10 protein-coding genes are annotated in these 13,889 nt (G+C 37.8%); all 10 read left to right on the forward strand.

Features of this window, described 5'->3' with window-relative positions:
- Positions 1 to 4 precede the first annotated feature (4 nt).
- The 10 genes from hpaE (at position 5) to AC3WJF_RS15455 (ending at position 13,788) form a co-directional block, all read left to right on the forward strand.
- Positions 5 to 1,489: a 5-carboxymethyl-2-hydroxymuconate semialdehyde dehydrogenase gene (gene hpaE, locus AC3WJF_RS15410; protein WP_492453704.1), complete on the forward strand. Its 1,485-nt coding sequence runs from the start codon at positions 5 to 7 to the stop codon at positions 1,487 to 1,489.
- A gap of 18 nt (positions 1,490 to 1,507) precedes the next feature.
- Positions 1,508 to 2,977, forward strand: a complete 1,470-nt coding sequence (hpaB, locus tag AC3WJF_RS15415) for a 4-hydroxyphenylacetate 3-monooxygenase, oxygenase component (RefSeq protein ID WP_492453706.1) — start codon at positions 1,508 to 1,510, stop codon at positions 2,975 to 2,977.
- A gap of 13 nt (positions 2,978 to 2,990) precedes the next feature.
- Positions 2,991 to 3,974 (forward strand): 3,4-dihydroxyphenylacetate 2,3-dioxygenase, encoded by a 984-nt coding sequence (hpaD, locus tag AC3WJF_RS15420; RefSeq protein ID WP_492453708.1) that lies wholly within the window; start codon positions 2,991 to 2,993, stop codon positions 3,972 to 3,974.
- Between the two features lie 21 nt (positions 3,975 to 3,995).
- Positions 3,996 to 4,778, forward strand: a complete 783-nt coding sequence (locus AC3WJF_RS15425) for a fumarylacetoacetate hydrolase family protein (protein ID WP_492453710.1) — start codon at positions 3,996 to 3,998, stop codon at positions 4,776 to 4,778.
- Entirely contained in the window at positions 4,775 to 5,512 is a 738-nt protein-coding gene (locus AC3WJF_RS15430) for a fumarylacetoacetate hydrolase family protein (RefSeq protein ID WP_492453712.1), read from the forward strand. The genes AC3WJF_RS15425 and AC3WJF_RS15430 overlap by 4 nt, the downstream gene beginning before the upstream one ends.
- Before the next feature lie 980 nt (positions 5,513 to 6,492).
- Positions 6,493 to 6,879: a 5-carboxymethyl-2-hydroxymuconate Delta-isomerase gene (locus tag AC3WJF_RS15435; RefSeq protein WP_492453714.1), complete on the forward strand. Its 387-nt coding sequence runs from the start codon at positions 6,493 to 6,495 to the stop codon at positions 6,877 to 6,879.
- A 33-nt stretch (positions 6,880 to 6,912) separates the two neighbouring features.
- Positions 6,913 to 7,377, forward strand: a complete 465-nt coding sequence (locus tag AC3WJF_RS15440; protein WP_492453722.1) for a flavin reductase family protein — start codon at positions 6,913 to 6,915, stop codon at positions 7,375 to 7,377.
- A gap of 299 nt (positions 7,378 to 7,676) precedes the next feature.
- Positions 7,677 to 9,698, forward strand: a complete 2,022-nt coding sequence (locus AC3WJF_RS15445; protein ID WP_492453716.1) for a prolyl oligopeptidase family serine peptidase — start codon at positions 7,677 to 7,679, stop codon at positions 9,696 to 9,698.
- A 344-nt stretch (positions 9,699 to 10,042) separates the two neighbouring features.
- Positions 10,043 to 12,175, forward strand: a complete 2,133-nt coding sequence (locus AC3WJF_RS15450) for a YhgE/Pip family protein (RefSeq protein ID WP_492453718.1) — start codon at positions 10,043 to 10,045, stop codon at positions 12,173 to 12,175.
- Positions 12,176 to 12,402: 227 nt separating this feature from the next.
- The gene (locus AC3WJF_RS15455; RefSeq protein ID WP_492453720.1) at positions 12,403 to 13,788 is read left to right on the forward strand and encodes a peptide MFS transporter; all 1,386 of its coding nucleotides are present in this window, start codon (positions 12,403 to 12,405) and stop codon (positions 13,786 to 13,788) included.
- Positions 13,789 to 13,889: the final 101 nt, after the last annotated feature.

Raw genomic sequence — 13,889 nt, forward strand, 5'->3', positions numbered from 1 at the left:
GTATATGATGGAACAAATTCAGGATGTACAACTCTATATTAATGGACAGTTTGTATTTGCCCATTCGAAAAAAACATTTGAAAATCTTAATCCATTTACTAATGAAGTAATAAACAATGTGGCTGCGGGAAACAAGGAAGATATCGATGCTGCTGTCGAGGCGGCACATGCTGCCTTCAAAGGTGAATGGGGCAGAATGAAGATCAGTGAACGACTTAAGTATATTCATAGAATTGCAGATTTAATTGATGAGCATATTGAAGAAATAGCTCCATTAGAATCTTTGGATACTGGCTTACCAATTAGTCAAACGAAAAATATGGTAGCACGCTCCGCTCAAAATTTTCGTTTTTATGCGGAGATGGTATCTAGCCGGATGGTTGGCGAAGCATATCAAGTTGATGGTGAGTTCTTAAATTATACAATTCACAAGCCAGTAGGGGTTGCAGGATTGATTACTCCATGGAATGCTCCATTTATGCTGGAAACATGGAAAATTGCTCCTGCATTGGCTACAGGAAATACCGTTGTGTTAAAGCCTGGTGAATGGTCACCATTAACAGCGAATCGTTTAGCTGAAATTATTGATAAGGCTGAACTTCCAAAGGGTGTTTTTAATGTTGTACATGGATTTGGGGAAACTGCAGGCGCTTCGCTAGTAGCACATCCACATGTCAAATTGATTTCTTTTACGGGCGAAACTACTACCGGTTCGGAAATTATTAAAAACGGAGCAGATTCATTGAAACGAGTTTCAGCTGAATTGGGAGGGAAATCGCCCATTATCGTTTTTGAGGATGCTGATTTTGAAAGAGCTCTTGATGCAAGTACATGGGGAATATTCTCGTTTAACGGGGAAAGATGTACAGCGAATTCAAGATTATTTTTACATGAATCGATTTATGACAAATTCGTTTTCGCATTAAAGGAGCGCATTTCTAACATTGTTATTGGTGATCCGCTACATAAAGATACAGAGGTTGGTCCATTAATTCATGTTGATCATTACAATAATGTGAAACGCTACTTGAAAATTGCAGTGGAAGAGGGAGCGGAGGTTTTCTCTGGGAATGTGCCAGATCAATTTCATAAAGGAAATTTCATTCCGCCAACTCTATTGTTAAATGTTAAAAATCATATGACTGTGGCTCAGGAAGAAATTTTCGGACCAGTTATGTCAGTCATGAAATTTACGACAGAGGAAGAAGTCATCGAACTTGCTAATGACGTTAAATATGGGTTAGCAGGGTATGTGTGGACTAAAGATATCATGCGTGGCCACCGTGTCGCACAGGGGATTGACTCTGGCATGATATGGATAAATTCACAAAACGTCCGTGACCTCCGCACTCCATTTGGCGGTACGAAAGCAAGTGGCATTGGTCGTGAAGGCGGACATTATGCGTTTGATTTTTATACTGAAGTACAAGTCATTCATGTAGCATTAGCAGAACATCATATTCCACAGTTTGGGAAAAAGAAGAAGTAAACATTAGGGGGATAAAATATGCCAGCAAAAACAGGAAAAGACTATATCGAACGTCTGAAAAAAGCGAATAACAATATTTATATTCATGGTGAACGTGTAAAAGATGTGACAGAGCATCCAGCATTTAAAAACGTTATTCACTCGATGGCGAATTTATATGATCTGCAACATGAAAAGCCAGAAAAAATGTTATATACCTCTCCTACAACTGGTGAAAAGGTTGGGACGACGTTCCTACAACCAAAAACGATAGATGATTTAATCGCAAGAAGAGAAGCGATTACGGAATGGGCACGGACTTCCGGTGGTTTAATGGGGCGTTCTCCGGATTACTTGAATGCAGAAGTCATGGCAATGGGTGTGTCCAATGAATTATTTGCAGAAGCAGATCCAATGTTCGCAGAAAATGCAAAAAAATATTATGAGTATGCTAGAGAAAACGATATTAGCTTAACACATACATTAATCCATCCTCAGGTGAATAGAGCTAAGGCACAACATGAACAGAAGGATGCCAATGTGGCATTACATCTTGTCGAGAAAAATAAAGATGGAATTATCGTGGATGGAATCCGTCTTCTTGCTACTCAAGGTGGGATCACCGATGAAATTCTTGTATTTCCTTCCACAGTGAAAAAATCAGGTGAATTGGATGACCCATATTCCATAGCGTTTGCGATTCCAAATAATACTCCTGGTTTAAAATTCATCAGCCGTGAGTCCTTTGATTATGGTAAAAATGTGTGGGATCATCCACTTTCCTCTAGATTTGAAGAGGGAGATGCGATTGTTTCGTTTGAAAATGTTTTTGTTCCATGGGAGCGGGTATTCGTCTGCGGAAATTCATCCATTTGCAACCGTACTTTTCGAGAAACAAATGCAGTAGTCCATATGGCACATCAAGTATTATCAAAAAATATTGTTAAGACAGAATTCCTCCTCGGTTTAGCATTAAGCGTGATGGATGCCATTGGAATTGATCAGTTCCAGCATGTTCAGGATAAAGGTGCAGAAATTATCATGACACTGGAAACAATGCGTAGTCATTTGTATCGTGCCGAGCATAATGCCAAGCTGGATAAATGGGGAACGATGACACCAGATTATGCTGCATTAGATACTGCTAGAAATTGGTATCCGCGTGTTTATCCTCGGTTAGTAGAAATTTTACGTGTTTTAGGAGCATCTGGATTAATGGGCATCCCGACAGAAGCAGACTTCCAAAATGAGGATATCGGAGCAATCATTAATCGTGGATTACAAGGGAAAAATCTAGAAGGTTATGAACGTGTTCAATTATTCCGACTTGCATGGGATATGACGATGAGCGCCTTCGGTAGCCGGCAAATGCATTATGAATACTATTTCTTCGGTGATCCAATTCGCATGGGGATGACTTACTTTGATTCTTATGAAAAAGATTCTTATAAAGAAATGATTCGTGAGTTTCTTGGTAAAGCAAATACCGGAAAGCCAAGCTTTGTTTAAGGGGGAAATGGAGATGGATTTTAATATTATTCGGGCAGCTAGAGCCGTTTTAAATGTAACCAATTTAGAAGAATCCCGCCGCTTTTATATAGATGCACTTGGCTTTGTGGAAACGACTTGTGATCATGACAAAATTTATTTAAGAGGCCTGGAAGAACACACTCACCACAGCTTGGTGCTGCAAAAAGCAGCTGAACCAAGTGTAGAGGTTATTAGTTATAAAGTTCACTCGGAATCGGATTTAGATGCGTTGTCTGTGTTTTTTTCGGAAAAGGGCTGCCAATTAAAATGGTTGGAAAAAGGAACACAAAAGGCAATGGGACGCACTCTTCGTGTCCAGGATATTTCTGGCTTGCCTTTAGAGTTTTTTGCAGAAATGGAAACGGTGGACAGATTACTGCAACGTTATGATCTTTATAAAGGCGCCCGTGTTCAGCGCATTGATCATTTCAATTGTGCTGTCCGTGATGTGGAAATGGCATATCACTTTTATATTAATGAATTAGGCTTTGCCTGCTCGGAATATACAACCTCTGATGATGAACAAATTTGGGCAGCATGGCTTCATCGTAAGCCAACTGTCCATGATGTTGCCTTCATGAATGGAGTAGGACCACGTTTACACCATGTTGGTTTTTGGTTAAGTGATCCGATGAGTGTGATCAACACATGTGATGTGTTAGCTTCTATGGGATATGGAGCAAATATTGAGCGCGGCCCGGGTCGCCATGGTTTATCAAATGCATTTTTCCTTTATTTGCGGGATCCTGATGGTCATCGAATCGAGCTGTACAATGGTGATTATTTGACAAGTGATCCTGATTTCAAACCAATTCGTTGGGATTTAGATGACCCAATGCGCCAAACATTTTGGGGGCATGCAGCACCAGACTGTTGGTTTAATGAAGCATCTGTTGTGTTAGATGTTCATACAGGAGAAAAAGTGGAAACAAAGGAACCGAAGCTTGAGAAGAAAAAGCCAACAATTATTATTTAATATCGGGAAAGGAGTGACTCCATGTCTAAAGTTACCTTTAAATTTAATGGCTCGCATCTTTTGCATGATGGAGAGGCTAGCGAAAATGTTCTCCATTCCAATGGTGAATCCTATGAAATAAGTAAACTTCCATTGGATGCTTGCGTTTCAGGTACTATTTATGGGACTCTTCTAAACTATAAGGGGGCACTAGCAAAACTGGGGGAATCGGTTTACGAAGCCCCCTATAATAAACCTCCTGAAGCTCCCATCCTTTATATAAAGCCTATCAACACTATTATCGGTTATGGGATGCCAATTCCGTTACCACAAGACGTAACAGAATTGGAAATAGGTGCTGCTCTTGCTGTTGTCATTGGGCGTTCAGCAACACGTGTCAGTGAATCAGAAGCATTAGACTATGTGGAAGGCTATACGATTGTGAACGATGTTTCTATTCCACATGAAAGTGTCTATCGTCCCGCAGTCAAACATAAAGCGAGAGATGGTTTTTGTCCGGTTGGACCTTGGATTGTTGATAAGGAAGGAATAAATCCGGATTCTCTTCATATTAAAGTTTATATTAACGATGAATTAAAACAAGAGAATACAACTGCAAATTTAATAAGATCTGTATCAAAATTGATTGCAGAAGTGACGGAATTTATGACTCTATCCAAAGGAGATGTCTTGCTGGTTGGTGTACCTGAAAATCCACCGAAAGCAAAGGCTGGAGATTGTGTTCGTATTGAAATTGAGGAAATCGGATATTTAGAAAATAGAATTGTGAAGGAAAATGATCTAGCTGCGGGGGTGAAGATATGAAAAGGGCTCGAGTCGTGCATAGCGGGTCCATTCACCACGCTATAGAACAAGATGGTAGAATTTTGCTCGACAATGGAAGAATCGTTGAGCAAGAATCGGTGATGTGGCTTCCTCCTGTTGACCCTAAAACCGTATTTGCGCTAGGGCTTAATTATGCTGATCACGCATCCGAACTTTCTTTTCAAGCACCGTCGGAACCGCTTGTTTTTCTGAAAGGACCGAACACATTCATCGGGCATAATGGGCAAACAGTGAGACCCCCAGACGCTACTTATATGCACTATGAATGTGAGCTTGCCGTTGTTATTGGAAAAATGGCGAGAAAAGTTAAGGCTGAGCATGCTTATGACTATGTCAGCGGCTATACCATTGCAAATGACTATGCAATTCGAGATTATTTAGAGAATTATTACCGCCCAAATCTAAGAGTGAAAAATCGTGATACTTGCACCCCGATTGGTCCATGGTTAGTAGATGCAGAAGATATTCAATACCCGATGAATTTAGTTTTGAAAACATATGTAAATGGAGAACTAACACAAGAAGGCAATACAAAGGATATGATTTTCAGCATCCCTGTTTTAATCGAATATTTAAGCAGCTTCATGACATTAAACCCTGGCGACATCATTTTAACAGGAACACCAAAAGGATCAGTCGATACAGCTGTTGGATCAGAAGTAATTACCGAAATCGAAGGAATTGGCCGCTTGGTGAACACCATAGTAGATTGAGGGGACAGGTACCTCGTTCCATTTCATATAATCAAGAATAAACTGTCATTAAAAAGCCATCAAAAGGACGCTTTGATTGAAATTCGAAAGGGTCTTGTCCTTTATAAGCTATCAAAAGGACACTTTGCTTGGGAATTGGAAGGGACTTGTCCTTTAAAAGCAGTCAAAAGGACACTTTGCTAGGAATTTGGAAGGGACTTGTCCTTTAAAAGCAGTCAAAAGGACACTTTGCTTGAAATTTGGAAGAGACGTGTCCTTTAAAAGCCATCAAAAGGACACTTTGCTTGAAATTTGGAAGAGACGTGTCCTTTAAAAGCGGTCAAAAGGACACTTTGCTTGGGAATTGGAAGGGACGTGTCCTTTAAAAGCGGTCAAAAGGACACTTTGCTTGGGAATTGGAAGGGACGTGTCCTTTATAAGCTATCAAAAGGACACTTTGCTCGGAATTTGGAAGGGACGTGTCCTTTAAAAGCGGTCAAAAGGACACTTTGCTCGGGAATTGGAAGGGACGTGTCCTTTATAAGCTATCAAAAGGACACTTTGATTGAAATTCGGAAGAGACGTGTCCTTTAAAAGCAGTCAAAAGGACACTTTGCTCGGAATTCGGAAGAGACGTGTCCTTTAAAAGCAGTCAAAAGGACACTTTGCTCGGAATTTGGAAGAGACGTGTCCTTTAAAAGCGGTCAAAAGGACACTTTGCTTGGGAATTGGAAGGGACGTGTCCTTTAAAAGCAGTCAAAAGGACACTTTGCTTGGAATTTGGAAGGGATGTGTCCTTTATAAGCTATCAAAAGGACACTTTGCTTGGGAATTGGAAGGGACGTGTCCTTTATAAGCTATCAAAAGGACACTTTGTTTATTTGAAAGAAACTTGTCAAACCAAGCGATAAATCAACCAAAACAGAATATAATTCCGCCAAACCAAGCGATAATTCCACCAATCCAAAAAGCTAAACCATGTCTCAGAAAGGAAGGGAACCATGCCACACTTCATACTGGAATATACCGATAATTTAAACCCAGATGCCAATATTCCACTCCTACTTGAAAAAATCAATAATGTGTTAATTTCCTATAATAATATTTTTCCGATCGGAGGCATCCGGTCAAGAGCGATGGAGCTTAAAGATTACAGAGTGGCAGATTGTAAGGAAAATGATGCATTTGTTCATGGAACATTAAAGATTGGTGCTGGGAGATCTGAAACGGACAAAAAGCAAGTTTGTGATGAATTATTTGCTGTTATAAAAGACCATTTTCAAGATTTGTTTGAAAAGCGTTATCTGGCACTATCTATGGAACTAATTGAATTCAGTGAAGCAGGAACCTATAAACATAATAATATTCATAATCGATTTAGGAGGTAACGGAACATGAATGCATTAAAGGAGGCCCACAAAATGGATGATCGCACATTTCGCAATGCAATGGGAAAGTTTGCAACAGGGGTAACGATTATTACTACTTCAGTGAATAATCAAGTGCATGGCATGACGGCAAATGCTTTTATGTCCGTATCTCTTCATCCAAAGCTTGTCCTAATCTCGATAGGAGAAAAGGCAAATATGAATCAGAGAATTAAGGAGTCTGGAAAATTTGGAATTAGTATTCTATCCAAGGAGCAGCAAGACATGTCCATGTACTTTGCGGGACAATTAAAAGAGCAAAGAATGATTGATTTTGATTGGATGCAGGATGTCCCAGTTGTTCAAGGCTCAATAGCGAATATAACTTGCAATGTCCATGCTTCCTATCCAGCAGGAGATCACACCTTATATATAGGTGAGGTTATAGATATTGCTGTTAAAGATGGTGATCCACTAGCATTTTTTGAGGGGAAATATAAAAGTTTAATAAATTTGTGATTTACAAGTGTAAGTGTAACCGTGAATGTGATTGACTTTAAACCTCCATGCGATTTTCAAAATCGGAAAGAAAAGGTTTGTTAATCACTTTTTATTTTTGGCTGTTTTTTTTCACCAATTTTAATAAATCCTAAACAGACTTAGTTTTGTGACATATGTTTATTCATCATTCACTCTAATGAGGTTGTTACTTAAACCAAAAGCAACAAGGTTTAAGAAAAGAGCCTTAAATAAAGGGTTTTTTATTTCGGATAGCGAAGTATAAAAAGGATGACAGAATTGGTTCAGGGGGTATCAGGATGTTAACAATTAAAAAGAGTGATATAGTGGAGGATTTCCACGGAACAAAGGTTGCTGACCCATATCGTTGGCTGGAGAATCCAAACTCACAAGATACAAGAGATTGGGGAAACTGGATGGCGGAGCAAGCTGATGCTTATTTTGAGCAAACTACTACACGAGATAAAGATAGAGAAAGATTAACAGAACTTTGGAATTATCCAAAATATTTCGTTCCAAAAAAAGTAAAGAATCGCCTCTTTTATCAAAAAAATGATGGTTTGCAAAATCAAGCTGTTTTATACATGAAAGATGGAGAGCAGGAATCAGTTCTTATTGATCCTAATACTCTCAGTGAAGATGGTACAGTAGCAATGACGAATTACTCCTTTAGTGAGGATGGCCATTATATTGCATATGCAACTTCAACACATGGAAGTGATTGGCAAGAGCTTCATGTCATGGATATAAATAACGGAGAAAAATTGGTAGACCATATCCAACATGTAAAGTTTACAGGAATAGCTTGGGCACCTGATCATGCAGGATTTTACTACAGTCGTTTTCCAGAGCCAGGTTCAGTTAGCAAAGAAGATGAGAACAATTTTAATAAAGTATATTTTCATAAATTAGGAACTTCTCAAAGTGAAGATCAATTAATTCATGAGCAACCGGAAGACAAAGAATTAATGTTCAGTGCATTTATAAGTGATGATGAACAGTATATATGTTTACATATTAATCTCGGAACAGCTACCGAAAATCGTTTTTACTTGAAGAAGCAAGATTCTAATGATGGCTTTACACGTTTATTAGATAAACAAGATGCAGAGTATTCATACATCACAAATATCGGAACTACCTTCTATTTTAAAACAAATTTAAACGCACCAAATGGCAGAATTATAGCTATTGATGTAACAAATCCGGAAAAATCGAATTGGAAAGAAATTTTACCAGAGCAACAGGATGTTATTGATGCTGTTAAATATGTAAAGGATCGGTTTGTTGTCGCAACCCTTCATGATGCTCACCATAAGCTCCAAGTTTATAAAATTGATGGGACGTTTGTGAATGAGATTTTCATCCCAATCATTGGCTCATTAACGAATTTAACAGGAAGTAAAGAGGATGAAGAAATTTATTTTGGGATGACTTCCTTTTTACATCCGACAACCGTTTACCACTACAATCTTGTCGAGGATAAACTAGAAATCTTTTCGGAATCGCATTTAGAAATGGATATTTCCGCATACGAAACAAAGCAAGTTTTTTATACTTCCAAGGATGGCACTAAAGTACCGATGTTTCTTACACACCATAAGGAACTTGATTTGAATGGACAAAATCCTGTAATTTTATATGGGTATGGCGGTTTTAATATTAGTATGACCCCATCATTTAGTCCGGCTGTTCTACGTTGGTTAGAAAAAGGCGGTGTCTATGCAGTTGCGAACCTTCGTGGTGGAACAGAGTATGGTGAAGAATGGCATAAAGCAGGCATGCTGGAAAATAAACAAAATGTATTCGATGATTTTATCGCTGCAGGTGAATGGTTAATTAAAAGCGGCTATACAAGTAAAGAAAAGCTTTCTATTATGGGTGGATCTAATGGTGGATTATTAGTGGCAACTTGTATGGTACAAAGACCGGACTTATTTGGTGCTGTTATTTGTCGAGTACCAGTTATCGATATGCTTCGCTACCATAAGTTCACGATCGGAAGGTATTGGGTGCCTGAGTACGGAAATGCGGAAAACCCTGAACATTTCCCATTCCTTTACGCCTATTCACCACTCCATAATATAAAAGAAGGTCAAAAATATCCGCCTGTTCTAATTGCAACAGCGGAAAGCGATGACAGGGTAGTGCCTGCCCACGCGAAAAAATTTGCAGCAACACTACTTGAAAAGGCGGATAAAGAATCCACGATCCTTCTTCGCATCGAAGCTAAGGCGGGACATGGACTTGGGAAACCTACTTCAAAGGTAATAGACGAATGGGTCGAATTTTACGCATTTTTAGATAAAGAATTACAATAAGAAAGTTGCCTTGAGTATGAAAGAATGCTCGAGGCTTTTTTTGTGGATTTGTAAGTTCATAAAAATAACACTGTAGAAAACTATTCTGTAAAAAAATGTCTGCGTCTATCTCCAGCACCTATCGGCTAGCGGATTTTTTCGTCTCCTCCTTACGATAAGTCAACATCAGGTGAAATTGAGAGTACAAATTTCACTCGGTAAAATTAAACTTCAAATTTTACTCATCCGTACGCCGATGAGCAAGGTGCCCCGCGCATTTGTTTTTACCTAATAAAATATTCCCATTTGGAGAACCTTTACATAAAGAGCAATTGAAGATTATGGAAAGACATAAGGAGCTATATATGGGTACCATTTTACGCATTTATTTAAGGGATATGAAAAATATAATAACGAATTGGGTTGCATTGGTTATTATGTTAGCTCTCATTGTCTTACCTTCCCTTTATGCGTGGTTCAATATTAAAGCATCCTGGGATCCGTATGGAAATACAAAAGGAATTGCTGTTGCTGTAACCAATCTTGATAAAGGAACTGTTTTACGAAGTAAACCCATTAATGTTGGTGATGAAGTTGTCCAATCTCTCAAGAAAAATAAAAAATTAGGATGGACATTTGTGAGTGAAGATACCGCGATGGATGGGGTGAAACACGGGAAATATTATGCTAGCCTCACTATTCCAGAAGATTTTTCCGAGAAAATAACGTCTGTTTTAAATGCTAATCCAATGAAGCCTGTAATTGTATATACAGTAAATGAAAAAATAAATGCTGTAGCTCCAAAAATAACTTCTTCCGGTGCGAGTGGAGTTGTAGATCAAATTAGTAAAAACTTTGTGAAAACAGCTAGTGAATCTATTTTTTCTATTTTCCATGAAATTGGGGTTGAATTAGAAAGGGATTTACCTGCGATAGAAAAAGTAAAGGAGCTCATTTTTAAAATAGAAGCGGATATTCCGGAAATTAATAGGTTTGTAAATATAGCATTGGATGATGCAACGAAAGCACAAAATATCGTAAGGAATGCTCAAAAAAGCCTCCCAAAAGTCCAAGAAATAACCGAAAACGGTATCGAGCTTACCAACAATTTTTCGGATTTTATGACAAAAAGCAGCGATATTTTAAACAAATTAGAACCTGCCATAAAAGAAAATTTGCTTTTAACTAGTGAAATAGCTGATACTTCTCAAGGTGTTGTTTCCTATATTCAGGATAATACAGTGTCAAAAGCTGAGATTGAAAAGGCTATCTCCAATTTACAAACAGGTGTGGACATTACAGATCATATAAATAAAACACTAGAACAATTGGATGACATCAGCGGCAGACAGGAAATGGGTCCAATAAGGCAGCAAATTATTTCCGTAATGAATCAATTTCAACAAGAAATAAATCTTTTAAATGAAGTGTCAAATGATGTAGATACCGGCCAACAAATCCCACAAGCTGTCATTCAAAAAATAAATGATTTATCGAGTACCGCCTCTATCATTTTGAATCGTTTAGTAACAAATTATGATTCTGTTATCGTCCCGAAAGTCCATCATTCAATAGACGTTGGAATGAAAAGTGTAAGGGATGCAGGACAAATACTAAGCCAAGTGAATAATGATCTTCCAACTATAAAGAAGCTTTTAAAGGATGCTTCAAAAGGGGCTTCTATAGGAATAAACGCAGTGAAAACGATAAAGAGGGAACTTCCTGCAGCAGAAACGCAAATTAAAAAGATTTCAAAGCGTATACGCGATTTTGAAAAAAGAGAGAATATTCACGATATCATTAATCTATTAAAGCATGATGTTCAAAAGGAAAGTAATTTTTTTAAGGAACCAGTGCTATTAAAAGAAAGACAATTATTTCATATTCCTAATTACGGGTCGGCAATGTCTCCATTTTTTACAACATTATCATTATGGGTTGGGGCTATGCTTTTGATTTCCCTTTTAGCTGTTGATGTTGAGGGGCAGCAATTAAAAAGCTATGAAATTTTCTTGGGACGGTTTCTGACGTTTTTAACCTTGGGCTTATTACAGTCATTGCTGGTAACGATTGGAGACATTTATTTTCTGCGTGCATTTGTATTTCAGAAGCAATGGTTTATCCTTTTTGGACTATGGAACAGTGCAGTTTTTATCATCATTGTTTATACTTTAGTTTCTGTATTCGGAAATATTGGGAAATCAATTGGAATTGTGTTATTGGTTTTACAAATTTCGGGGTCAGGAGGGACATTTCCAATTCAAGTGTCTCCTGTCTTTTTTCAAAAATTAAATCCTTATTTGCCTTTTACCTACTCGATTAGCCTAATGAGAGAAGCAGTAGGAGGAATCTTATGGGATATAGCCCAAAAAGACGTATTGATTTTGTGTATTTTTGTAGTGTTATCCTTCCTTATTGGAGTTTTTCTAAAAAAACCTATCAATCGTATTAGTCGAACATTTGCTAAAAAAGCAAAAGAAAGCAAGTTGATTCACTGAAAATTATTTTACAAAAATTTATTTTGTATAAAAGTAATAATATACCATGTTAAAAATTTCAAACACAAATAATAACAAGGGTTTGCAAGGTGCATTTTTCACTAGTTCTGTAATTAAAAAGATTGCCAATATTACTATTTCTAGTTGAATTATTGACGTATTAATTGTGAATAAATTATGCTAATTCTATATTAAAATAATTTTTAAGTATTGAGGAGTGCGGAAATATGGATGCAACAATGAAAAATCATAATGATTCCAACAACTCGCGCAAAAAACACCCACCTGGTCTTTATTTGTTATTTTTAACAGAAATGTGGGAGCGCTTTAGTTATTACGGAATGCGAGCAATACTTGTCCTTTATTTGACGAAATCGCTAGTTAGTGGCGGTTTAGGAATGAATGAAAGTTTTGCTTTGGCACTCTATGGATTCTTTACAGGAGCCGTGTATTTAACACCTTTAATTGGGGGATGGTTATCAGATCGTTTCTTAGGACAGCGTTTAGCAATAACGCTTGGTGGTATTACAATGGCAATCGGGAACCTTGTCTTATTTGGATTTCATAGCGAGGTTGGTGTTTATGCTGGTTTAATAATTCTGATTATTGGGAACGGATTTTTCAAACCAAATATCTCGACAATTGTTGGTGAATTATATGAGAAAGATGACCCACGCCGTGATCCGGCATTCACTATCTTCTACATGGGAATTAATGTCGGTGCATTCTTCTCGCCATTAATCATTGGTGCAATCACAGATAAGATTTTTGCAGTTCATAATAATGGTGTAATTGCCTATGGGTATAAGTATGGATTCCTGGCATCTGCGATTGGGATGGTTATCGGACAACTTCTCTTTAATCTTTTAGGGAATCGTTACCTTGGCGATATTGGTAAGAAGCCTGTAGGAAAGCCTAAGGAAGTTGCTACTGGAGAAAAAGTTAAAGCTCCACTAACGAAAAAAGAAAAACAAAGAACAACTGTTGTTATTATTCTTACTGTATTTGTTATTTTCTTCTGGGCAGGCTTTGAACAAGCTGGTGGTGCTTTAACCGTTTACACAGACAAATTTGTAAATCGTGATGCTTTTGGATTCGTTATACCAACTTCTTGGTTTCAATCTGTAAATCCATTATTTATAGTTGCCTTAGCACCAATTGTTTCTGCATTTTGGATTAAGTTAGCTAATTCCAAACGCGGTGATATGGCGGTTCCAACCAAAATGGGACTTGGAATGATACTACTTGGTGTTGGCTACCTAGTTTTATTGTTGGCGATTATGAGAACAGGTAGTAATGAACATGATATTACTTTAAAAGCTAATTTATTGTTCATTGTTGTTACTTATCTTTTCCATACAGTTGGGGAGTTGTTCCTTTCACCTGTTGGGCTATCCACTGTTAGTAAAATTGCTCCTTTAAAATACGCATCATTATTAATGGGTGTATGGTTAGCAAGCTCAGGTATTGCCAATATCTTAGCTGGACAATTAGGAAGCTTCACTGAATCATTAGGTTATTTTCAAGTGTTTGGTTTAATCGGACTTGTTACCATTGTATTTGGTATAATCCTATTAGGATTTTCAAAAAAACTTGTGAAAATGATGGACTAAGCCGGAGAATTTCTCCGGTTTTTTTTTGGTGTGCCGGGCATGTCCGTCAACTAGGTGATGAAAGTTCACTGTGGACGTTGGGATATGCGAACCACTAGCCA

This window comes from Heyndrickxia sp. FW510-T9, from assembly GCF_058781025.1.